The sequence below is a fragment of the Candidatus Kosakonia sp. 282A-S69 genome (genome assembly GCF_029433855.1).
GTDB classification, from domain to species: Bacteria; Pseudomonadota; Gammaproteobacteria; order Enterobacterales; family Enterobacteriaceae; genus Kosakonia; species Kosakonia cowanii_A.
Genome location: NZ_JAROAU010000001.1, coordinates 679610 through 701282 on the forward strand (window position 1 = coordinate 679610; position 21673 = coordinate 701282).

Genomic DNA, 21673 nt, shown 5'->3' on the forward strand with positions numbered 1-21673 from the left:
GGCATTTTTTTTACTTAAAATCGACTTCCATCTGCTGCGGTATGGTCAAACCGCGCGTCGTCTGCACGCAGCGGGCGATATAGTCGGTGAAGCGCGGCGGCTTCGGCATCCCCAGGCTCAGCAACTTATCGTTACTGAAGCGCACGTTGAGCGTCGCGAAGGCACCATATAACCGCATCGCTTTCAGCATCAGGCGCTCATTGCACGGTCCGAAGATAGTCTTCAGCTCACGACGCATCTTCACCAGCGTTTCATAGCTCACCTGCGCGTAGTTATCGGCAACGGGGGCTTTCTCCAGCGCCTGTGCCATCGCGCTGTCGATATCCGCAAAACGCACGCTGTTCTCTTCTCCGGCGGAAATATGCACCACTTCCCCATGCGCTATCGCTTTCTCCAGCAGCATCAGCAGGGCGTCAGCACAGTAATCAACCGGGATCACATCTACGCGATCCTCCAGCGAGCACATAAATTTTTGCAGCATCAGCCCCATACTGAAGACCCAGAAAATACTGGTCGACGGCTGGCAGCCGTGGCACGTATGGCCAACCACGATGGAGGGGCGGGCGATAACCAGCGGCAGCTGCGGGCAGTGCTGTCGCATCAGTTGCTCAATGGTCGATTTGGAGTGGGTATACGCCACAAGGTGCTCCGCGTTTTCACGGAACTCTGCGCTCTCGGCCACCAGCGAATCCGGCTCCGGGGTACACGACATCGCCGTGCCAACATGCAGGAAACGCTGCAAGCCCGTCACCTGCGCCATCCGGCGCGCGAAGGCGAGCGTCCCCTCCACGTTCACTTTCCAGATCAGAGGATTATTGCCAAATGACGCCACCGCCGCGCAGTTCACAACATGGGTCACGTGATCAAGGCGCGGATCGTCGAGAAAATTCTCCGGCTCGCCCAAATCACCGCAAAGGATCTGCCCGGCGGTGAGGGCGGCAAGCTGCGCCTCGCTGAGATTGAATTTGCGCATATTACTGACAATGCGCGCCAGCCCGGTTTCGCGATCGGCGGCGCGCACCAGCAACAGTAAATTGACCTTTTCATTACGCTGCAGGATTTTTTCTAATACTGCCCCGCCCAGAAAACCCGTTGCGCCCGTTATTAATAGTGTGGTCATGCGTGCTATCCCATTATGGTTGAATGGGCGGATTGTAGGAGCAGAAAAGTAAACGCCAGATAAATAAATGCGCGGCGTAAAAAGGCGAAAATTAAGCTTAATTTAAGGAAAGTGTTGCGGGGGATTTTTATAGGACAGCGAAGCCGGGTAAAAAATCCGGACAAAATAATTAAATTATTTATCTCTTTGATTTTTATGTTAATTAATTGGTTTTTGTGCGCGTGAAATAAAAGTGTAAAACAATTCAAAATGTAAAATAAATAATCTCCGGTTACATCCTTTTTCCCCTTTAAAAATCATATTAGACGATTCGCATGCGCTAATTGCGGGCAGGCACTTTCGCTTTTAACGACAATACTAAAGATATCATTAAAAAGTCAGAGGGAGGCCGACAGATGTTAGAGCACATCAAAGGCAAGCTGGTAGTCTCATGCCAGGCGCTGGAAAATGAGCCGCTACACAGCCCGTTTATTATGGCGAAGATGGCGCTGGCAGCCGCAGAGGGTGGCGCGTCGGCAATTCGGGCGAATAGCGTGGTCGATATTCAGGCCATCAGGCAGCAGGTCGCGCTGCCGGTGATTGGACTTTTAAAGCGTGACTATCCCGATAGCGAAGTGTTTATCACGCCTACGCTGCGCGAAGTCGATGAGTTAATGGCCGCCGCACCAGAGATGATTGCGCTTGATGCGACGCAGCGCCCGCGCCCCGGCGGAAAAACGCTCGCGCAACTGGTCGCCGGGATCCGCGCCCGCTGGCCCGCGCTACTGCTGATGGCGGATATCGCCAGCGTTGAAGAGGCAGTAATAGCAGAAGCGCTGGGTTTCGACTGCGTCGGTACCACGCTGTATGGTTATACGGCGCAGACAAAGGGGCATATGCTGCCGGAGGAGGACTTCGCGCTACTCAAAATGGTGCTGGCGGCAGTCACCATTCCGGTGATTGCTGAAGGGAATGTTGACACCCCCGCGCGCGCGGCGCGCTGCCTGGCGCTCGGTGCGCATGCGGTGGTGGTGGGCGGGGCAATTACACGTCCGCAGCAGATCACGCGCCGTTTTTGCGATGCCCTCAACTCACCAGCTGTCTGAGGAGCCGCCGCCATCGCTGGATCCACCGTCGCCGGAGCTTGAACTGTCACTGCTACTGTGGCTACCGCTATCGCCGCCCGAATGGTGGTGAAGGTGGCTGGTGGAGGTCGAGGTCCAGGTGGTGCTGTCATCACGCATCCCGCTCCCGTTTCCTGCAAGCAGGCGCTGCGGGTAGAGCCACAAGATGAATAATCCCGCAAAGATGATTAAGAGCGGGATAGAGAAGCTGAGCCAGACAAAAGGTCGCACCCAGGAGGCGAATTCAGAGGTAATTGCCAGCGCTGGGGTAAGTAAGAAAGCTGAGCCAAAAAAGAGCACCAGCACCGTTTTTTTTCTGCGCTTGATGATCAGTAAAAAGAGGCCGACAGCGAGAAAGGGCACCCCTTGCCAGTAAGAGAAATTGACCAGCTTGCCGCGCACCCATGCCCACGAAGCGGAGGCGGGCGACGGCAGCGGCTCCCCGCTTAGCAGCGCATCTATGCCCGTCAGCCCGTGACGCAGGCCGGAGAGCAGATCGCCCTCCCTGAAGTAGGGCAGCATCTGCTCTTTGATCACCTGGCTTGCCAGCGCATCAGTGATGGTGGTTTCAAGACCGCGTCCGACTTCCACGCGCACCCGGCGATCCTGCCACGCCACAAGGATCAACACGCCATCATTGCGCTGTGCATCACCTAGTCGCCAGGTATTAAAGGTTTGCGTGGCAAACGTTTCAAGGTTCTCTCCCTCAAGGGAGGGCAACACCAGCACGGCGACCTGTGCGCCGGTTCGCCGGTTAATCTGCGAAACCTCGCTGATAAGCGATGACTCCTCGCGGGCAGGGATCAGATCCTGCGGATCGTTGACGAAGCCGAACATCGACGGAACCGGGAGCGCGTGGGCCTGAAACGTCGCGCCCACCAGCAGCAGCAATAAGGTGACTACGCGCGCCATAACGCAACTTCCTTGCAGGGCCAGGGGGAGATTGGCCACATCATAGCGGCACTGTTTACCCGCTGACAATTCGCCATAAATGGCGTACTACCCGCCGGAGATGTTACGCCAAAGCGCAAATGGCACATGATCGGCGGCGGGTTATCTGCAATAATCCCTTTTTTCACTTCAATAAAGAGCCAGCATGCAGTACCCGATTAACGAGATGTTCCAGACCCTGCAAGGCGAGGGTTACTTCACCGGCGTTCCCGCCATTTTTATTCGTTTACAGGGATGCCCGGTTGGTTGCGCCTGGTGCGACACCAAACACACCTGGGATAAGCTCGCGGATCGGGAGGTGTCGCTCTACAGCATTCTTGCCAAGACCAAAGAGAGCGACAAATGGGGCGCAGCCAGCAGTGAAGATCTGCTTGCCATTATTGAGCGCCAGGGCTGGACGGCGCGCCATGTGGTGATCACCGGCGGCGAACCCTGCATTCACGATCTTATTCCGCTCACCGCGCTGCTTGAGAAGCACGGCTTTAGCTGCCAGATCGAAACCAGCGGCACCCACGAAGTGCGCACCTCCCACTCCACCTGGGTGACGGTTTCGCCGAAGGTGAATATGCGCGGCGGGTATGATGTGCTGCAACAGGCGCTGGAGCGCGCCGATGAGATCAAGCACCCGGTCGGGCGCATGCGCGATATCGAAGCGCTGGATGAGCTGCTGGCGCAGCTGCACGATCAGAAGCAGCGGGTCATTGCCCTGCAACCGATCAGCCAGAAAGAGGACGCCACGCGCCTCTGTATTGAAACCTGCATTGCGCGCAACTGGCGGCTGTCGATGCAGACGCACAAATATCTCAACATCGCCTGAAAAAACAGACCCGCCAGCGGCGGGTTTGTTGTTTTACGCAGACGATCAGCCGCGGTAGACGCATCCGGCGGTGCAGGTCTCTTTCACCATCACCGCGCTCAGCAGCGGCACAACCGGCTTCATCTGATCCCAGATCCATTTCGCCAGCACTTCGCTGGTCGGGTTTTCCAGCCCCGGGATCTCATTGAGATAGTAGTGATCCAGTCTGTCGTAGAGGGGTTTGAACGCCGCTTTCAGCTCGGCGAAATCCATAATCCAGCCGGTATAAGGGTCCACCTCGCCGGTGATCTCCAGGCGCACCATAAAGGAGTGGCCATGCAGGCGACCGCACTTATGTCCCTCAGGAACATGGGGCAGGTGGTGCGCGGCTTCAAAGGTGAAATCTTTAAACAAGGTGGTCGACATAATGCACTCTCAGGCTACAAAAACCGCCGAATGGTAGCGGAAATGACCTTTTTTAGCATTAACTAAAACCGCTAAAAACGATTAGCCGCGCGACGGTTTATCCACTCACTTAATTTATCGCTAAATTTCAACGACTTATTCAACCTGTTTTACTGTTAAGGGTGATAGCTAAAACAGGTTAGTCCTTTTGGTTATTTATTATTTCCAACCTTTCTTTAATTGTTATTATCGCCCCCGTTAACCTTACTTTCTCTTCTGTTTTTCAAAACATAAAAACAGCTTTGCTACTGGAACATAACGACGCATGACGACCCAGGCCCCATCTTCCGCGTTGCTCCCGTTAAACCCGGAGCAACTGGCGCGCCTCCAGGCGGCCACCACCGATTTGACTCCTGCCCAGCTCGCCTGGGTTTCCGGCTATTTCTGGGGCGTGCTCAATCAGCAGCCCGGCGCAGCCGCCGTTGCCACTGCCGCACCCGTCGCCGAAACCCCTTCTATTACCCTGATCTCCGCCTCGCAGACCGGCAACGCGCGCCGCGTTGCTGAAGCGCTGCGCGACGATCTGCTGGCGGCGAAACTGAGCGTCAATCTGGTGAACGCGGGCGACTACAAATTCAAACAGATCGCCCAGGAGAAACTGCTGGTGATAGTCGCCTCGACGCAGGGTGAGGGGGATGCGCCGGAAGAAGCGGTAGCACTGCATAAGTTCCTGTTTTCGAAAAAAGCGCCGAAATTTACCGATACCGCCTTTGCGGTCTTTGGCCTTGGCGACAGCTCCTATGAGTTCTTCTGCCAGGCAGGGAAAGATTTCGACAGCAAGCTGGCAGAGCTGGGTGCCGAGCGCCTGCTCGATCGCGTCGATGCCGACGTTGAGTACCAGGCCGCCGCCTCTGAATGGCGCGCGCGCGTTGTCGAGGTGCTGAAGGCCCGCGCTCCGGTCGCCACGCCTGCGCAAACCGCGGCCAGCGCCAGCGGCGCGGTGAATGAAGTCACCTCCAGCCCCTACACCAAAGAGGCGCCGCTTGCCGCCACGCTCTCCGTTAACCAAAAAATTACCGGGCGTAACTCGGAAAAAGATGTCCGCCATATCGAAATCGATCTCGGCGACTCCGGCCTGCGCTACCAGCCTGGCGATGCGCTTGGCGTCTGGTATCAGAACGATCCGGCGCTGGTCAAAGAACTGGTGGAGCTGCTGTGGCTGAAGGGCGACGAGCCGGTAATGGTAGAGGGTAAAACCCTGCCGCTTGCCGAAGCCCTGCAGTGGCATTTCGAACTCACCGTTAACACTGCCAATATCGTCGAGAACTACGCCACCCTGACACGCAGCGAATCGCTGCTGCCGCTGGTGGGCGATAAAGCGCAGTTGCAGCACTACGCCGCGACCACGCCGATTGTCGATATGGTGCGCTTCTCCCCGGCGCAGCTGGACGCCGATGCGCTGATTGGCCTGCTGCGCCCGCTGACGCCGCGCCTCTACTCCATCGCCTCTGCGCAGGCGGAAGTCGAGAGCGAAGTGCATGTCACCGTGGGCGTGGTGCGGTATGAAATTGAAGGCCGTCCGCGTGCCGGTGGTGCCTCAAGCTTCCTCGCCGATCGCGTAGAAGAGGAGGGGGAAGTGCGCGTCTTTATTGAGCATAACGACCACTTCCGCCTGCCGGCTAACCCGGAAACACCGGTCATTATGATAGGCCCTGGCACCGGCATCGCGCCGTTCCGCGCCTTTATGCAGCAGCGCGCCGCCGATGAGGCGCCGGGCAAAAACTGGCTCTTCTTTGGCAACCCGCACTTTACCGAGGATTTCCTCTACCAGGTGGAGTGGCAGCGCTATGTGAAAGAGGGCGTACTGAGCCGTATCGATCTCGCCTGGTCGCGGGATCAAAAAGAGAAAATATACGTACAAGACAAACTGCGCGAACAGGGCGCAGAGCTGTGGCGCTGGATCAATGAGGGTGCCCACATTTATGTCTGCGGCGACGCCAATCGCATGGCGAAAGACGTTGAGCAGGCCTTACTGGACGTGATTGCCGAATTCGGTGGCATGGATACCGAAGCGGCGGATGAATTTTTAAGTGAGCTGCGCGTTGAGCGCCGTTATCAGCGAGATGTCTACTAATGAGCGAAAAACATCCCGGCCCTCTGGTGGTCGAAGGCAAACTGGCCGATGCCGAGCGCATGAAGCTTGAGAGTAACTATCTGCGCGGCACCATCGCCGAAGATTTAAATAATGGTCTGACCGGCGGCTTCACCGGCGACAACTTCCTGCTGATCCGTTTTCACGGCATGTACCAGCAGGATGACCGCGACATTCGCGCCGAGCGCGCCGAGCAAAAACTCGAACCGCGCCACGCCATGCTGCTGCGCTGCCGCCTGCCGGGCGGCGTTATCACCACTCAACAGTGGCAGGCGATCGATAAGTTCGCCCATGACAACACCATTTACGGCAGTATCCGTCTGACCAACCGCCAGACCTTCCAGTTTCACGGCATCCTGAAGAAGAACGTGAAGCCGGTGCACCAGATGCTGCACTCCGTCGGTCTTGATGCGCTGGCGACCGCCAACGACATGAACCGTAACGTGCTTTGCACCTCGAACCCGTTCGAATCGCAACTGCACGCCGAAGCGTATGAGTGGGCGAAGAAGATCTCCGAGCACCTGCTGCCGCGCACCCGCGCCTATGCGGAGATCTGGCTCGATCAGGAGAAGGTCGCCACCACCGATGAAGAGCCGATCCTCGGCCAGACCTATCTGCCGCGTAAGTTCAAAACGACGGTCGTGATCCCGCCGCAGAACGATATCGATCTGCACGCTAACGACATGAACTTTGTCGCGATTGCTGAGAACGGCAAGCTGGTCGGCTTTAACCTGCTGGTCGGCGGCGGGCTCTCTATTGAGCACGGTAACAAGAAAACCTACGCCCGCACGGCGAGCGAATTTGGCTATCTGCCGCTGGAGCATACGCTGGCAGTGGCGGAAGCGGTGGTCACCACCCAGCGCGACTGGGGCAACCGTACCGATCGTAAAAATGCCAAAACGAAATACACCCTGGAGCGCGTCGGCGTTGAGACCTTCAAAGCGGAAGTGGAACGCCGCGCGGGGATCAAATTTGAGCCGATCCGCCCGTATGAGTTTACCGGTCGCGGCGATCGCATCGGCTGGGTTAAAGGGATCGACAACAACTGGCACCTGACACTGTTTATTGAAAACGGCCGCATCCTCGATTATCCGGGACGCCCGCTGAAAACCGGGCTGCTGGAGATTGCGAAGATCCACCAGGGCGAGTTCCGCATCACCGCCAACCAGAACCTGATTATCGCCAGCGTGCCGGAGAGCCAGAAAGCGGCCATCGAGCAGCTGGCGCGCAGCCACGGTCTGATGGACGCGGTAACGCCGCAGCGCGAAAACTCAATGGCCTGCGTCTCCTTCCCGACCTGCCCGCTGGCGATGGCGGAAGCGGAGCGTTTCCTCCCTTCCTTCGTCGACAAAGTGGAAGGGCTAATGGAGAAACATGGCGTCGGCGACGAGCATATCGTACTGCGCGTCACCGGTTGCCCGAACGGCTGTGGCCGCGCGATGCTGGCGGAGATTGGTCTGGTGGGTAAAGCGCCGGGTCGCTACAACCTGCATCTCGGCGGCAACCGCAGCGGCACGCGCATTCCGCGTATGTATCGCGAAAACATCACTGAGCCGGAGATCCTGGGCGAGATCGATACCCTTGTCGGTCGCTGGGCGCAGGAGCGCGAAGCGGGTGAAGGCTTCGGTGATTTCACCGTGCGCAGCGGCATTATCCGCCCGGTATTAGATCCGGCGCGCGATTTTTGGGAATAAGCGACAAGTGTTTTGTAGGCCGGAGCAGGCGACGCCGCCATCCGGCACTGCATTGCGCCCTGCGGTATCAAACACCGCCAACACTGTGAGGAACCTATGTCCATACTCGATCTGAACGCGCTTAACGCGCTGGCGAAAGAGGAGCGCGACCAGCAGCTGGCCGACACCAACGCCCGGCTTGAAACCTTCACCGCCGAAGCGCGCGTGGCGTGGGCGCTGGAGAACCTGCCGGGTGAGTATGTGCTCTCATCCAGCTTTGGCATTCAGGCGGCGGTTAGCCTGCACCTGGTCAACCAGGTCTGCCCCAATATTCCGGTGATCCTGACCGATACCGGCTATCTCTTCCCGGAGACCTACCAGTTTATTGATGAGCTGACGGAGAAGCTCAACTTAAACCTCAAGGTCTATCGCGCTGAGCAAAGCCCGGCCTGGCAGGAAGCGCGCTACGGCAAGCTGTGGGAGCAGGGCGTGGAAGGGATTGAGAAGTACAACCAGATCAACAAAGTCGAGCCAATGAACCGGGCGCTGGCAGATCTCAACGCGCAAACCTGGTTTGCCGGGCTGCGCCGCGAGCAATCCGGGAGCCGCGCGGCGTTGCCGGTGCTGGGCATTCAGCGCGGCGTCTTCAAGGTGCTGCCAATCATCGACTGGGATAACCGCACGGTGTACCAGTATCTGCAAAAGCAGGGGCTTAAGTACCATCCGCTGTGGGATCAGGGCTATCTGTCGGTGGGCGACACCCACACTACCCGCAAATGGGAGCCCGGCATGGCGGAGGAGGAGACGCGCTTCTTTGGCCTGAAACGCGAATGCGGGCTGCACGAAGGGTAACTCTTCAGCCGTTGCCGGATGACGCTGACGCTTATCCGGCCTACGTACTGCGGGCGCTGTTTTTGTAGGCCGGATGAGGCGTAGCCGCCATCCGGCAAACAGGCCGCACCGGCTTACGGCTTCACACTGCCGGATGGCGCTAGCGCTTATCCGGCCTACGTACTGCGGGCACTGTTTTTGTAGGCCGGATAAGGCGCAGCCGCCATCCGGCAAACAGGCCGCACCGGCTACGACATCACACTGCCGGATGGCGCTGACGCTTATCCGGCCTACGTACTGCGGGCACTGTTTTTGTTTGCCGGATAAGGCGCAGCCGCCATCCGGCAAACAGACCGCACCGGCTTACGACATCACACTGCCGGATGGCGCTGACGCTTATCCGGCCTACGTACTGCGGGCGCTGTTTTTGTAGGCCGGATAAGGCGAAGCCGCCATCCGGCAAACAGGCTGCACCGGCCTACTGCATCACACTCACATGAGCAGCGACAATCCGCCAACCGAACGGGAACTTCACCCACGTCTGCATCTGGCGGCCGATGTGCTCGCTGTTTTCGCGGGTAAACTCGGTGCTCGCCACCGCCATCTCATCGCCGAAGGTGGTGATGGTGGTATTGCGCAACACTCTTTCTAAACCTGCCGACGGACGCGCCTGGCGAAAATCGCGGATTGCCGGCATGCCATAAAGGTTCTCTGTCGCCCCGTAGCGCACCGTACGCCCGTCATCCCAGAAGAGCTCATCCAGCACCGCCACATCATTACTGATTAACGCCTGCTCATAGCGATAAAACGCCGCTGTCACCTCGTTGAGGATCAGCGGACGGTCAATATTGTCCCGATTCATGCCCCCTCCTGCGGATAAAGAAGCCCGGCCTGCTCCAGCCGCCATGCCGCCTGTAAACAGCGCGCCTCCTGCCACGGTGCGCCAATAATCTGTACGCCGATCGGCAGCCCGTGCTCGCTCTTCAGCGCCACGGTCACCACCGGCAGGCCGAGAAATGAGATCGGCTGCGTCAGCATCCCCATGCTTGCTTTGACCGGCAGGTCGCAGCCGTTAATGCGCATCGTCGCATCCCCGATGTGTGTGGCGCTGCAGGGCGTGGCGGGTGCCAGCAGCAGATCGACATCCTTAAACAGCGCCAGCGTCTCATCACGAAACCAGGCCCGGAAGCGCTGCGCCTGCGTATACCACGCGGAGGGCGTCATGGCCCCCGCCAGCAGGCGCTCGCGCGAGTTCGGCTCAAACTTATCCGCTGAGGTGCGCAGGGCAGGGAGATATGCACTCCCCCCTTCGGCGGCGGTCAGCACAAAGGCCGCCGAACGGGCCAGCTCCGCCTGCGGCAGCGTGATCGCGCGATCCGCTGCCAGCGCGTGCGCCACCTGGCTTAGGGCGTTACGGGCATCGTTATCGCACCAGGTGGTGAAGAACCCCTCCAGCACCGCGCAGCGTAGCGGATTGTCACGGGTAAGCTGCGTGAGCGCCGCCTCGGCCGGGCGATCCGCCTGGGCGCGATCGTCAGGATCGTGCCCCTGCAATGCGTCATAGACCCGCGTCAGATCGTCGACGGTGCGCGCCAGCGGGCCGATATGATCGAGGCTCGGCACAAAAGGGTGGCTGCCGCTGCGCGATAAACGCCCGAAGGTCGGCTTCAGGCCATTCACGCCGCAGAGTGAGGCGGGCACGCGAATCGAGCCGTTGGTATCGGTGCCGAGGGCGAAATTGACCATGCCTGCCGCGACCGCCGCCGCCGAACCGCCGGACGAGCCGCCCGCGACGCGCGTGCGGTCGCGCGGATTGCGCGTCGCGCCGTAGTGGCTGTTCTCGGTGGTGAAGCCATAGGCATAGGCGTCCATATTGAGCGCTCCGGCCAACAGCCCCCCGGCGCGATAGAGCTGACGCAGGGCAAAAGCATCCTGCTCGGCGGGTGGATCCTGGCTTAACAACTCTGCGCCAGCCAGCGTCGTCACGCCCGCAATATCAAACAGGTTTTTCACCGCAAACGGCACACCCGCCAGCGGCGGCAGCATCTCGCCCTGCGCGATGCGGCGATCAATCTGCGCCGCCTCAGCAATAAAGCGCGCAGCGGTGACTTCAGTAAAGGCGTTAATGCCCGGGTTAAGCTGATCGATGCGCGATAAAGTTTGCTGCGCCAGTTCATGGGCGCTGAACCACTTCTCGCGCAGCCCGCGCTGAATATCCTCAATCGACAGATTCATAAGCGGTACTCTCCCGCCCCTTCCTGACGCGGGGGCAGGGGAAACTGCATTAACGGCTGCGCCATCGCAGCGATACGCGCCAGCTGCACCTCAAGCTCTGCGCGGCGCGCGTCATCAAGCGGCACGTCAAGTATCTGCTCCATCAGCCGGACCCACGCCGGCCAGTCCACTGCGTCGTTGTTCATCATCGCTCCTTAAAAACCTGCCGCGCTGCCGTTGCTGCGCGGATCAAACGCGCCCTCCAGCATGCCGTTGGCATGGCGCACAATCGCACCGGCATGGCCGGTCGCTTCGCTTAAGCCGGGCAGCCACTCCACCTCATGGCCGATGGCGCGCAGCGCCTGCGCCGTCTCCTCGCTAAAGCGGCTCTCCAGCTTCAGGCTGTCGGAGCTCTGCCCCCAGGTGCGCCCCAGCAGCCAGCGCGGGGCGCAGACCGCCTCCTGCAGCCCCATTCCCTGTATGACATGGCGGGTAAAGATCGCCGCCTGGGTCTGCGGCTGCCCGTCGCCGCCCATCGTGCCGTAGACCATGGTGCGGCCATCGTTAAGCCGCGCCGCCGCCGGATTTAAGGTGTGGAACGGCTGCTTGCCAGGCATCAGCGCCAGCAGATGCTCCGGGTCGAGGCTGAAGGCCGCGCCGCGGTTTTGCAGCAGCACGCCGCTCTCCGGTAGCACTACGCCGCTGCCAAACTCGTGATAGATGCTCTGAATAAACGACACCGCCAGCCCGTTTTTATCCACCACGCCCATCCACACTGTATCGCCCGGCCCTTTGCCCGGCCCCCACGGCGCGGCGTGCTGCTCATCAATGCTGGCGGCGAGCTGCTCCAGCGGTGCCTGCTCCAGCAGACTCTGCACCGGCAGCGTGACATGGCGCGGATCGGTGATATAGCGGTCGCGCAGGCCAAAGGCTTTTTTGGTCGCTTCGACAATCCGGTGGATGGTCTGCACTTCGCTGGCGTGTTCCATCGCCAGATGATCGGTAATGCCGAGGATCGCCAGCGACACCAGCCCCTGGGTCGGCGGCGTCATGTTAAACACCTCACCCTGGCTGTGCGCGAGCCGCAGCGGCACGCGGCGCTGGGCGCGATGAGTGGCGAGATCCTGCGCGGTGACTGGCAGGCCGAGGGTCGCCATTTCAGCGGCGATAATCGTAGCCAGCGAGCCGCGATAAAAAGTGTCCAGCCCTTCGGTGGCGAGCCGGGTTAGGGTGCGCGCCAGTTTCGGCTGGCAAAAGCGGCTTCCTGCCGCAGGCGCACTCCCCTGGGGTAAGAACGTGTCGGCAAAACCCGGCACATCAACCAGTTCAGCGTATTTCGCCTGGGTAGCGCTGGCCTGCGACTGGGTAACAGGAATACCGTCGGCGGCGTAGCGAATGGCATCCGCCAGCAGACGCGAAAGCGGAAGCTGCCCGCCGCCGAGCGAGGCGGAGACCGCCAGCGCCTCCTCCCAGCCGCTCAGCGTACCGGGCACGGTTAACGCTGCCAGCGGGCCGCGATGGGGAATATGCGCGTGACCGTCATAAAAGGCGGTGGTCGCGTGCTGACCTGCCGCGCCGCTGGCATCGATCGCCAGCGGTTCGCCGTTCGGCGGCACGATCAGCCAGAAGCCGTCGCCGCCGATGCCGTTCATATGCGGGTAGACCACCGCAATGGTGGCCGCCGCCGCCACCATCGCTTCAATCGCGTCGCCGCCGTGGCGCAGCACCGAGAGCGCCGACTCGCTGGCAAGATGGTGGGGCGTTACCGCCATACCGGAGGGGGCCATATTACTCTGCATCGTCACGCTTCCTTTTTTGCGGGTAGTGCTGAGTGCTAAGCAAGAGCTGTTCCAGATTGACGCGATACGTTTCACTGTGTCAGCTTTAGCTGAAACAAAAGTTGCAGGAGGCGTTATGCAGCAGCTCGATATGCGCTTACGCGCGTGTTACGACCACCTCTCGCCGCAGGAGCAGCGGGTGGCCGCCTTTATTCTCGATCATTTCGATGACCTGGTAAGCTACAACAGCGCGGAGCTTGCACGCTTAAGCGGCGTGTCAAAAGCGACAGTCAGCCGCCTGTTTCGCCGGCTCGGTTATGACAACTTCAAAGCGATGCGCGATGAGCTGCGCACCCTGCGCCAGAGCGGGATGCCGCTGGCGGAAAGCCGCGAGGCGGTGCAGGGCAACACGCTGCTGGCGCGCCACTATAAGCAGGAGATGGCGAACCTGACGCAGTGGATCAACAGCCTTGATGCTGAGCAGTTTGCTGCCGTTATCGCCGCCCTGAGCGCTGCCCGGCGGATAGTGATTATTGGCTTTCGCAACAGTGCGCCGGTGGCGCTGCATCTGCGCCAGCAGTTACTGCAAAGCCGGGGGCAAGTGGCGGTGATGCCGCAGCCGGGGCAGACGCTGGCGGAGGAGATTGTCGATCTCACCGCGCAGGATATGGTGGTGATGGTGGCGTTTCGCCGCCGTCCGCGCGGCGTGCGCCCGCTGCTGGAGACGCTGCAGGCGCGTGGCGTGCCGGTGCTGGTGCTGAGCGAAGCGCAGGCCAGCGGCCTGCACGCCGTTAGCCGCTGGCATATTGGCCTGCCGCTGGAGAGCGTGTCGGCGTTCGACAGCTACAGTAGCGCCATGAGCCTGGTCAACCTCCTCGCCAACGCGCTGCTGCACACCACGCTGAGCGAAGGGCGCCAGCGCATCCATACTATTGCCGCGCTCTACCAGGATCTCGACGAACTCGAGCCGCGCTGATGCACTTTTTTGGTGCTTTCGCACCACGCTGATGACACCTCGCGGGGCACGCTGTGCCCCCGTTTTTGTGGATTACCCCGCAGTCCCGTCCCCTTCGCCTATGGCACATTAGTTGCAGAAATAGCAAATAAGAACCTTTTGTTTCATTGAGCCGGATGAAGGATGTGCCCATGTTTGATCTCTCCCATTGTTCACAAATCAACCCGCCCCAGCGCCTGCTGATGGGGCCGGGGCCGATCAATGCCGACCCACGCGTGCTGCGCGCGATGGCGAGCCAGCTTATCGGTCAGTACGATCCGGTAATGACCGGCTACATGAACGAGGTGATGGCGCTTTATCGCGGCGTCTTTCGCACTGAAAACCGCTGGACGATGCTGGTGGATGGCACCTCGCGCGCCGGCATTGAGGCGATACTCGTCTCCGCCATTCGCCCCGGTGACCGCGTGCTGGTGCCGGTATTCGGCCGTTTCGGTCATCTGTTATGTGAAATCGCCCGCCGCTGCCGCGCCGAGGTGCATACCGTCGAAGTGCCGTGGGGGGAAGTCTTTACCCCTGATCAGATTGAAGAGGCGATCAAGCACGTTAAGCCGCGCCTGCTGCTGACGGTGCAGGGCGACACGTCGACAACGATGCTGCAACCGCTCGATCAGTTGGGCGAGATCTGCCGCCGCCACGATGTGCTGTTCTACACCGATGCCACGGCGTCCCTCGGCGGCAACGCGCTGGAGAGCGATGCCTGGGGGCTGGATGCGGTCTCCGCCGGGTTGCAGAAGTGCCTTGGCGGCCCCTCCGGCAGCGCGCCGGTCACCTTGAGCCCGCGCATGGAGGCGGCGATCCGCGCCCGCCGCTGCGTTGAACAGGGGATCCGCACCGAGGCTCACGAGGATGGCAGCGAGGAGATGATCTACTCCAACTATTTCGATCTCGGCATGGTGATGGATTACTGGGGGCCGGAGCGCCTTAACCACCACACCGAAGCGACCAGCATGCTCTTCGCCGCCCGCGAATGCGCGCGCATTATGCTGGAGGAGGGGATGGATAACCTGATTGCCCGTCACGAACTGCATGGCCGCGCGCTGCTCGCCGGCATTCAGGGGATGGGGCTTGCGGTGTTTGGCGATATCCGCCACAAGATGAATAACGTGCTTGGGGTGGTGATCCCACCTGAGGTGCATGGAGAAGAGGTGCGTCAGCGGCTGCTGAACGATTTCCATATCGAGATTGGCACCTCCTTCGGCCCGCTGCAGGGCAAGATCTGGCGCATTGGCACGATGGGCTATAACGCGCGCAAAGATTGTGTGCTGCAAACGCTGACCGCGCTGGAAGCGGTGCTTAACCGCCTCGGTCTTCGCACCGTGCAGGGCGCGGCGATGCAGGCAGCCTGGGATATTTATGAAGGAGCACGCGCATGATGGGTGAGGAGGAGGCCGCCCGCGCTGCCGGTCGGGTGATGGCGCGCTGTGACGCGCTGGCGCAACTGAGCGAAAGCGCTGAGGGGCTGACCCGCGTTTATCTTTCGTCGGAGCATTTACAGGCTAACGCGCTGGTCGCGCAGTGGATGCAGCAGGCGGGCATGACCACCTGGCAGGATGCGGTCGGCAATATCTGCGGGCGCTATGAGGCTGTACAGGCGGGCGCCCAGGCGCTCCTGCTCGGCTCGCATCTCGACACGGTGCGCAACGCCGGGCGCTACGATGGCATGCTCGGCGTGCTGGCAGCAATTGAAGTGGTCGATGCCCTGAATCGCGCCGGGCGACGCGGGGCACAGGCGATTGAGATTGTCGGTTTTGCCGATGAGGAGGGGACACGGTTTAACATCGCCCTGCTCGGCAGCCGCGGCTTGACCGGCAGTTGGCCCGCTGCGTGGCTCGCCTGCGAGGATGCGCAGGGAGTCAGCGTGGCGCAGGCGTTATCCCTTGCCGGGCTGAGCGCCGATGAGATTTTTGCCGCCCAGCGCCCGCTGTCAGCGTTCTCGGCTTACCTGGAGCTGCATATTGAGCAGGGGCCGGTGCTTGAGCAGGAGGATCTCGCCCTCGGCGTGGTGAGCGCGATCAACGGCGCGCACCGTCTGCACGCCCGCTTTACCGGCGAGGCGGGTCATGCCGGAACGGTGCCGATGCGCCATCGCCGCGATGCGCTGGCCGCCGCCGCCGAATGGCTGCTGTTTATTGAGCAGACCACCCAGGCCTTCGCGCCGGATATTGTTGCCACCGTCGGCACCTTGCAGTGCGAGCCTGGCGCGGTGAATGTCATCCCGGGCGCAGTGAGCCTGACGCTCGATATTCGCAGCCCGCAGGATGAAGCGCGCGACGCGCTATTGCAACGCCTGCTGGCGCAGGCCGGCGTGATTGCGACACGGCGCGGCGTGAGTTTTAGCCACGAGATTTTTTATACCATTGCCGCGACGCCCTGTGATGAAGATCTGCGCGCGCAGTTAACCGACGCGGTGCGGGAAGTGCAGGGCCGCGCGCTGCTGTTGCCGAGCGGTGCCGGGCACGACGCCATCGCCATTGCCGAACGCTGGCCGTCGGCGATGCTCTTTGTGCGCTGTGCGGGTGGGATCAGCCACCATCCGGCGGAGAGCGTGGCGGAGGAGGATGTTGCCCAGGCGCTGCGTGCTTTCAGCCTGGCGGTCAGGCAGCTTATTGCGCGCCCGCCAGCCGGTGCCTGATGGCGGCTGCGCCTTATCAGGCCTACACCAGCCATCTCACATTGGCATCGCACCCATAAGCCCGATAAGCGCAGCGCCATCGGGCGATACAAACACCCGCATCCCTCGCGGGCATCGCACCCGTAGGCCCGATAAGCGCAGCACCGTCAGGCGATACAAACACCCGCATCCCTCGCGGGCATCGCACCCGTAGACCCGATAAGCGCAGCGCCATCGGGCGATACAAACACCCGCATCCCTCGCAGGCATCGCACCCGTAGAGCCGATAAGCGCAGCGCCATCGGGCGATACAAACACCCGCACCCCTCGCTGGCATCGCACCCGTAGGCCCGATAAGCGCAGCGCCATCGGGCGATACAAACATCTCCATCCCTCTCAGGCATCGCATCCTCTGCTGGTGCATTTGTGAACGTTTTTCCCTCTTTTGGTGCATGTGTTGCACAAAAACTGTGCATTGTCCGGTTTCACTTTTCTTAAGCGCTGCTTTTCTCGCCACTGACGGCAAAAAATAAACATCCTTAAATCAATGTATTAACAAATATTTCAAAAATATAACTGAACCAATGATCTATTGGTTCGCAAATTGCTTAATAAAACGTGAGCGGCAGCAGGCATAAAAAAGATAACTTGCTGTTATGAAATAAAAAGATAACGCGAAACGCGGATGAACCAATATGGAAAAACCCTCACGCTATCTGGCTAACTCCAGCACAGCGCTTGAACAGCTTCGTGGTCTTATCCACCAGTATGAGTCAACACCAGGGACTCCTCTGCCGACAGAGCGCGAGCTGGCTGAAATGTTTGGCGTCGGGCGGCGCGAGATCCGCCGCGCCCTCGACGTGCTGGAGGAGGAGGGGCGCATCTGGCGCAAGCAGGGCAAAGGGACCTTTACCGGCCCCACCGCGCCTGCCTCGCCCGTTGCGCTGCAGGGCCTGGTTCAGCAAACCAATATGCTGGAAGTGATGGAGTCGCGCTTACAGATTGAACCAGGCCTGGCGCGGCTGGCGGCGCTGCGGGCAAGCCCGGAGCAGCTGGCGCTGATGCAGCGCATGCTTGAGCGCATTGATAACGTCAGCGCTGAAGATCCGGATCTCAATGAATTGTGGGACAGCGCCTTTCACCGGGCGATTGCCGAAGCGGCGGGCAACCGCCTGCTGCTTGGCCTGTTCGACACCCTCGACGCCGTGCGTCGGGAGCCCGCGTGGCACCACCTGCGTGAGCTGGCGCGTACCCCGGCGAAGGTCGACCGCTACAACGATCATCATCACCGCATTATGCAGGCGATCCGCGATCGCAAGCCGGCCGCGGCCGCCATGGCGATGCGCGAACACCTGCTCGATCTGCAATACGCCATGATCCAGGCCATCCACATTGAGGACGATATGCCATGACGACGATCCCGTTTCACGATCCCGCGCCGGTGTTGCGGATAACGAACCTGAAGGTGCAGTTTGCCGGATCGCCGGTCAGCGTGTTAGATGGCATCTCTCTGAGCGTAAAACGCGGCGAGACGCTGGCGCTGGTGGGCGAATCGGGCTGCGGGAAGAGTATTACCTCGCTGGCATTAATGGGGCTGCTGCCCACCAGCGCGCAGATTGTCAGCGGTGAGATGCACTTTCGTGACCAGGATCTGCGCCAGCTCGCCCCGCGTGACTACGCCGACCTGCGCGGCAACGCGCTGGCGATGATTTTTCAGGAGCCGATGACCTCCCTCAATCCGGCGTTTACTTTAGGCGATCAGCTCAGTGAAGCGGTGATGCGCCACCAGAACCTCTCGCGCAGCGAGGCGATGGCAGTAGCGCTGCAGATCCTCGAAAAAGTGCAGATCCCGGCCCCGCAGATGCGGCTCAAAGCCTACCCGCACCAGCTCTCCGGCGGCATGCGCCAGCGCGTGATGATCGCTATGGCGCTGATTAATAACCCCCGGCTGCTGATTGCCGACGAACCGACCACCGCGCTCGATGTCACCATCCAGGCGCAGATCCTCGCTCTGCTCAACACCCTGAAGGCAGAAACCGGCACGGCGGTGTTGATGATCACCCACGATCTCGGCGTGGTGGCGGAAGTGGCACAGCAGGTGGCGGTGATGTACGCCGGTCAGGTGGTGGAGCAGGGGAGCGTTGAGGCGATTTTTGCCGATCCGCAGCACCCCTACACCATCGGCCTGATGGGCTCGATTCCGTCACTCGGCGCGCGCAAAGGTCCGCTCTCCACCATTCCCGGCGCGGTGCCGCTGCCGGAAGCGATGCCGAAAGGGTGCCGCTTTGCCACCCGTTGCCCCTTTGCGCAGACGCGCTGCCATCAGGAAAAACCGACCTTACAGCCGCAGGGGCCAGCTCATCTGGTGGCCTGTTTCCGCGCGCCCCTTGAACAGCATATCGCGCTGGGAGAAACCGCATGAGCACACCGATTCTTGAAGCCCACGATCTCAGCAAACGCTTTGCCGGGCCGTCGCGCCTCTTTGCACCGAAACGTTATGTCACTGCCGTCGATCGCGTCTCGCTGGCGGTTTACCCCGGTGAAACGCTGGCGATTGTGGGTGAATCCGGCTCCGGTAAGTCGACCCTTGGCCGCCTGCTGCTGCGCCTGCTTGCCGCCTCTGAAGGTGAGGTCTACTACCAGGGCGAGGCGATCACCCATGCCAGCGGCGCGCGCGTTAACCAGCTGCGCCGCGAACTGCAAATTATCTTTCAGGACCCCTTTGCCTCCCTCAACCCGCGCATGACCGTGGAGCAAATTGTCGGCGAGCCGCTCTGGCTGCACCAGAAGATGGGCCGAAGTGACCGCCAGCTACGCGTGGCAGAGCTGCTCTCCACCGTCGGGCTGCCTGCCGCCTGGGCACGACGCTACCCCCATGAGTTTTCCGGCGGCCAGCGCCAGCGTATCGGCATCGCCCGCGCGCTGGCTTCCGGGCCGAAACTGCTGCTCGGCGATGAGCCGGTATCGGCGCTCGATGTCTCGGTGCAGGCGCAGGTGGTCAACCTACTGGAAAACCTCAAGCAGCAGTTTGGCCTGACGATGATTATCGTCGCCCACGGTCTGGCGGTGATCCGCCATATGAGCGACCGCGTGGCGGTGATGTATCTCGGGCAGATTGTCGAGATGGCAACGGTCGAAGAGATTTTTGACGCGCCCTTGCACCCCTACACCCAGGCGCTGATTGCCTCCGCGCCGCAGACGCAGCCGGGGCTTGAGCGGCAGACGCCGCTGTTGCAGGGCGATCTGCCTAACCCGGCCAACCCGCCGCAGGGCTGCCGTTTTCATACCCGCTGCCCCTATGTCAGCGATGAGTGCCGCCATCTTGAGCCGATCAACCAGTTGCTCGAAGGGGGCCGTCAGGTTGCCTGCCATCGCTGGCAGGAGATTAACCGCGATCGCAGCGTTATTCAGATTGCTCCGCCTTCCGCCGCCTTCCTGCGCCGCCGCGCGCTGTTTGAACAGGCAGCCTCTCACTCGTCCCGTTAAAGGAAACAATAATGATTGTGCGAAATTCTCTGTTGACCGTTCTGGGAAGCGTTATGTTGCTGGGCGCGGCGCTGCCGACCCAGGCTGAAAGTGTGCTGAAAGTGGGCCTCGGCGCCGATCCCGATATGCTCGATCCGCATCTGGCGCGCACCTACTACGGGCGCTTTGTCTTTGCCTCGCTCTGTGACCGGCTGGTGGATGTTGACGCCAACCTGAAGGTCGTGCCGGGCCTCGCGACGGCGTGGACATGGAGCGAAGATGGCAAAACCCTGACCATGACCCTGCGCGAAGGGGTCACCTTCCACGACGGCGAGAAGTTTGACGCCGCGGCGGCGAAATTCAGCCTCGACCGCGCCCTGACGCTGCCAGGCTCGCTGCGTAAAAGCGAACTCTCATCGGTGGAATCCGTTGAGGTGACCGGGCCGATGCAGATAGCCCTGCACCTGAAAACGCCGGACTCCGCGCTGTTGATGCAGCTCACCGACCGCGCTGGCGCGATGCTGGCCCCCGAAGCGGCGAAGAGAGCCAATTTCGCCGCGCACCCGGTCTGCTCTGGCCCGTATAAATTTGACAGCCGCGTCTCGCAGGATCGCATTGTGCTGACGCGCTTTGACAACTACTGGAATAAGGGCGCGTACCACTTCGATAAAGTGGTCTATCTGCCGATCCCGGATGCCTCCGTGCGGCTGGCAAACCTGCGTGCGGGCGATCTCGATCTGACAGAGGGCATTGCCGCCAGCGATGTGAAAACCGTGCAGGCCGACAGCAAGCTGCAACTGGCGAAGGTGACCGGCCTCGGCTACCAGGGCATCACCTTTAACATCAATAACGGCAAAGTGCCGGCTAACGATCCCTTCAAGGATGCGCGTGTGCGCGAAGCTTTCTCGCTGGCTATCGATCGCGAGGCGCTCAACCAGGTGGTGTTTGAGGGGCTTTATACCCCGGCAAACCAGGCCTTCTCGCCGGTCAGCCCATACCACGTCAAGCTGCCGGTTGCGCCGCGCGATGTGGAGAAAGCGAAAGCGCTGTTACAGGCCGCCGGGGTGAAAACACCGCTGACCGTCTCGCTGCTGGTGCCCAATAACCCGACCTCGCAGCAGGTGGGCCAGGTGCTGCAAGCGATGACCGCTGAAGCGGGCTTTAACATCAACCTGCAGATGACCGAATTCGCCACCCTGCTCGACAGACAGCAGAGCGGTGATTATCAGCTGAGCTTCTCCGGCTGGTCCGGCCGCCCGGATCCTGATGGCAGTATCTTTGGCTTTGTGCACAGCAAAGGCGCGCTCAACGATGGCCGTTACAGCAACGCTCAGGTGGACGCATGGCTGACCGAGGCGCGGACGCAGAACGATCCCGCTACCCGTCAGGCGCTGTACGAAAAAGTGGTGAAACAGCTGCAAACGGATATGCCGATTGCCTACCTCTACTTTGAACCGCGCCTGTTCGGGCTGAACAAAAAAGTGCAGGGCTTTACCCCTTACCCGGACGGCATTGTGCGTCTGGCGGGTCTGAGCTTCGCCAAATAACCCGTCAGCCGT

The 21673-nt window shown here is 60.7% G+C and carries 19 protein-coding genes; 12 read left to right on the forward strand and 7 right to left on the reverse strand.

Translation table 11 applies throughout. The features are described 5' to 3' along the window. Nucleotides 1-10: 10 nt before the first annotated feature. Complete coding sequence (locus tag PU683_RS02935) at nt 11-1120, reverse strand: SDR family oxidoreductase (RefSeq protein ID WP_277170024.1); 1110 nt, start codon at nt 1118-1120, stop codon at nt 11-13. A 395-nt stretch (nt 1121-1515) separates the two neighbouring features. On the opposite strand from PU683_RS02935, the gene PU683_RS02940 reads away from it, so the two are divergent. Next, nucleotides 1516-2205 (forward strand): N-acetylmannosamine-6-phosphate 2-epimerase, encoded by a 690-nt coding sequence (locus PU683_RS02940; RefSeq protein ID WP_277170025.1) that lies wholly within the window; start codon nt 1516-1518, stop codon nt 2203-2205. Here PU683_RS02940 and PU683_RS02945 read toward each other — a convergent pair. Then, complete coding sequence (locus PU683_RS02945) at nt 2191-3135, reverse strand: TPM domain-containing protein (RefSeq protein ID WP_277170026.1); 945 nt, start codon at nt 3133-3135, stop codon at nt 2191-2193. The two genes, PU683_RS02940 and PU683_RS02945, sit on opposite strands and share 15 nt — an antisense overlap. 184 nt (nt 3136-3319) lie before the next feature. On the opposite strand from PU683_RS02945, the gene queE reads away from it, so the two are divergent. Beyond that, complete coding sequence (gene queE / locus PU683_RS02950) at nt 3320-3991, forward strand: 7-carboxy-7-deazaguanine synthase QueE (RefSeq protein WP_187801424.1); 672 nt, start codon at nt 3320-3322, stop codon at nt 3989-3991. 45 nt (nt 3992-4036) lie between these two features. Here the strand turns inward: queE and queD are convergent, their stop codons facing one another. Beyond that, nucleotides 4037-4396 carry a 6-carboxytetrahydropterin synthase QueD gene (gene queD, locus PU683_RS02955; RefSeq protein ID WP_023479478.1) on the reverse strand — a complete coding sequence of 120 codons (360 nt, stop codon included), beginning with the start codon at nt 4394-4396 and terminating at the stop codon, nt 4037-4039. 304 nt (nt 4397-4700) lie between these two features. Here queD and cysJ point away from each other — a divergent pair, with 304 nt between their 5' ends. The 3 genes from cysJ to cysH all read left to right on the forward strand — a co-directional run bounded on the left by cysJ (nt 4701) and on the right by cysH (nt 9052). Beyond that, entirely contained in the window at nt 4701-6509 is a 1809-nt protein-coding gene (gene cysJ, locus PU683_RS02960) for an NADPH-dependent assimilatory sulfite reductase flavoprotein subunit (protein WP_277170027.1), read from the forward strand. Then, nucleotides 6509-8221, forward strand: a complete 1713-nt coding sequence (gene cysI / locus PU683_RS02965) for an assimilatory sulfite reductase (NADPH) hemoprotein subunit (RefSeq protein WP_277170028.1) — start codon at nt 6509-6511, stop codon at nt 8219-8221. The genes cysJ and cysI overlap by 1 nt, the downstream gene beginning before the upstream one ends. Nucleotides 8222-8317: 96 nt before the next feature. Next, on the forward strand, nt 8318-9052 hold the full coding sequence (gene cysH / locus PU683_RS02970; RefSeq protein WP_277170029.1) for a phosphoadenosine phosphosulfate reductase: 735 nt from the start codon (nt 8318-8320) through the stop codon (nt 9050-9052). Between the two features lie 457 nt (nt 9053-9509). Here the strand turns inward: cysH and hpxZ are convergent, their stop codons facing one another. From hpxZ to PU683_RS02990, 4 genes are read right to left on the reverse strand one after another with little or no spacing between them, the layout of a single operon-like run. Beyond that, nucleotides 9510-9893 carry an oxalurate catabolism protein HpxZ gene (gene hpxZ, locus PU683_RS02975; protein ID WP_277170030.1) on the reverse strand — a complete coding sequence of 128 codons (384 nt, stop codon included), beginning with the start codon at nt 9891-9893 and terminating at the stop codon, nt 9510-9512. Continuing rightward, on the reverse strand, nt 9890-11266 hold the full coding sequence (locus PU683_RS02980) for an AtzE family amidohydrolase (protein ID WP_277170031.1): 1377 nt from the start codon (nt 11264-11266) through the stop codon (nt 9890-9892). The genes hpxZ and PU683_RS02980 overlap by 4 nt, the downstream gene beginning before the upstream one ends. Next, a complete protein-coding gene (gene hpxX / locus PU683_RS02985; protein WP_277170032.1) occupies nt 11263-11454 on the reverse strand; it encodes an oxalurate catabolism protein HpxX in 192 nt (63 codons plus the stop codon). Before hpxX ends, PU683_RS02980 begins: the two co-directional genes overlap by 4 nt. 6 nt (nt 11455-11460) lie before the next feature. Beyond that, the gene (locus PU683_RS02990) at nt 11461-13044 is read right to left on the reverse strand and encodes a gamma-glutamyltransferase family protein (protein ID WP_277170033.1); all 1584 of its coding nucleotides are present in this window, start codon (nt 13042-13044) and stop codon (nt 11461-11463) included. A gap of 115 nt (nt 13045-13159) precedes the next feature. Between PU683_RS02990 and PU683_RS02995 the strand changes: the two genes are divergently transcribed. From PU683_RS02995 to PU683_RS03025, 7 genes are all read left to right on the forward strand, one after another. Then, nucleotides 13160-13999, forward strand: coding sequence for a MurR/RpiR family transcriptional regulator (locus tag PU683_RS02995; RefSeq protein WP_277170034.1), 840 nt, complete (start codon nt 13160-13162; stop codon nt 13997-13999). 170 nt (nt 14000-14169) lie between these two features. Further along, entirely contained in the window at nt 14170-15411 is a 1242-nt protein-coding gene (locus tag PU683_RS03000) for a pyridoxal-phosphate-dependent aminotransferase family protein (protein WP_277170035.1), read from the forward strand. Next, nucleotides 15411-16670 carry an allantoate amidohydrolase gene (gene hpxK, locus PU683_RS03005; protein WP_431190926.1) on the forward strand — a complete coding sequence of 420 codons (1260 nt, stop codon included), beginning with the start codon at nt 15411-15413 and terminating at the stop codon, nt 16668-16670. Before PU683_RS03000 ends, hpxK begins: the two co-directional genes overlap by 1 nt. Nucleotides 16671-17344: 674 nt before the next feature. After that, nucleotides 17345-18061 (forward strand): FadR/GntR family transcriptional regulator, encoded by a 717-nt coding sequence (locus tag PU683_RS03010; RefSeq protein WP_277170037.1) that lies wholly within the window; start codon nt 17345-17347, stop codon nt 18059-18061. Continuing rightward, on the forward strand, nt 18058-19071 hold the full coding sequence (locus tag PU683_RS03015; RefSeq protein ID WP_277170038.1) for an ABC transporter ATP-binding protein: 1014 nt from the start codon (nt 18058-18060) through the stop codon (nt 19069-19071). Before PU683_RS03010 ends, PU683_RS03015 begins: the two co-directional genes overlap by 4 nt. Continuing rightward, nucleotides 19068-20135 carry an ABC transporter ATP-binding protein gene (locus PU683_RS03020; protein WP_277170039.1) on the forward strand — a complete coding sequence of 356 codons (1068 nt, stop codon included), beginning with the start codon at nt 19068-19070 and terminating at the stop codon, nt 20133-20135. The genes PU683_RS03015 and PU683_RS03020 overlap by 4 nt, the downstream gene beginning before the upstream one ends. 11 nt (nt 20136-20146) lie before the next feature. Further along, the gene (locus PU683_RS03025; RefSeq protein ID WP_277170040.1) at nt 20147-21661 is read left to right on the forward strand and encodes an ABC transporter substrate-binding protein; all 1515 of its coding nucleotides are present in this window, start codon (nt 20147-20149) and stop codon (nt 21659-21661) included. Nucleotides 21662-21673: the final 12 nt, after the last annotated feature.

What these genes read in the sequence shown, in the direction of transcription:
- hpxZ (WP_277170030.1), bottom strand. Translation starts at nt 9,893, where the DNA reads ATGAATCGGGACAATATTGACCGTCCGCTGATCCTCAACGAGGTGACA.
- PU683_RS03015 (WP_277170038.1), top strand. Translation starts at nt 18,058, where the DNA reads ATGACGACGATCCCGTTTCACGATCCCGCGCCGGTGTTGCGGATAACG.
- PU683_RS03000 (WP_277170035.1), top strand. Translation starts at nt 14,170, where the DNA reads ATGTTTGATCTCTCCCATTGTTCACAAATCAACCCGCCCCAGCGCCTG.
- PU683_RS03010 (WP_277170037.1), top strand. Translation starts at nt 17,345, where the DNA reads ATGGAAAAACCCTCACGCTATCTGGCTAACTCCAGCACAGCGCTTGAA.
- PU683_RS02990 (WP_277170033.1), bottom strand. Translation starts at nt 13,044, where the DNA reads ATGCAGAGTAATATGGCCCCCTCCGGTATGGCGGTAACGCCCCACCAT.
- hpxK (WP_431190926.1), top strand. Translation starts at nt 15,411, where the DNA reads ATGGGTGAGGAGGAGGCCGCCCGCGCTGCCGGTCGGGTGATGGCGCGC.
- PU683_RS03020 (WP_277170039.1), top strand. Translation starts at nt 19,068, where the DNA reads ATGAGCACACCGATTCTTGAAGCCCACGATCTCAGCAAACGCTTTGCC.
- PU683_RS02940 (WP_277170025.1), top strand. Translation starts at nt 1,516, where the DNA reads ATGTTAGAGCACATCAAAGGCAAGCTGGTAGTCTCATGCCAGGCGCTG.
- queE (WP_187801424.1), top strand. Translation starts at nt 3,320, where the DNA reads ATGCAGTACCCGATTAACGAGATGTTCCAGACCCTGCAAGGCGAGGGT.
- PU683_RS02935 (WP_277170024.1), bottom strand. Translation starts at nt 1,120, where the DNA reads ATGACCACACTATTAATAACGGGCGCAACGGGTTTTCTGGGCGGGGCA.
- cysI (WP_277170028.1), top strand. Translation starts at nt 6,509, where the DNA reads ATGAGCGAAAAACATCCCGGCCCTCTGGTGGTCGAAGGCAAACTGGCC.
- PU683_RS02995 (WP_277170034.1), top strand. Translation starts at nt 13,160, where the DNA reads ATGCAGCAGCTCGATATGCGCTTACGCGCGTGTTACGACCACCTCTCG.
- queD (WP_023479478.1), bottom strand. Translation starts at nt 4,396, where the DNA reads ATGTCGACCACCTTGTTTAAAGATTTCACCTTTGAAGCCGCGCACCAC.
- cysJ (WP_277170027.1), top strand. Translation starts at nt 4,701, where the DNA reads ATGACGACCCAGGCCCCATCTTCCGCGTTGCTCCCGTTAAACCCGGAG.
- hpxX (WP_277170032.1), bottom strand. Translation starts at nt 11,454, where the DNA reads ATGATGAACAACGACGCAGTGGACTGGCCGGCGTGGGTCCGGCTGATG.
- PU683_RS03025 (WP_277170040.1), top strand. Translation starts at nt 20,147, where the DNA reads ATGATTGTGCGAAATTCTCTGTTGACCGTTCTGGGAAGCGTTATGTTG.
- PU683_RS02980 (WP_277170031.1), bottom strand. Translation starts at nt 11,266, where the DNA reads ATGAATCTGTCGATTGAGGATATTCAGCGCGGGCTGCGCGAGAAGTGG.
- cysH (WP_277170029.1), top strand. Translation starts at nt 8,318, where the DNA reads ATGTCCATACTCGATCTGAACGCGCTTAACGCGCTGGCGAAAGAGGAG.
- PU683_RS02945 (WP_277170026.1), bottom strand. Translation starts at nt 3,135, where the DNA reads ATGGCGCGCGTAGTCACCTTATTGCTGCTGCTGGTGGGCGCGACGTTT.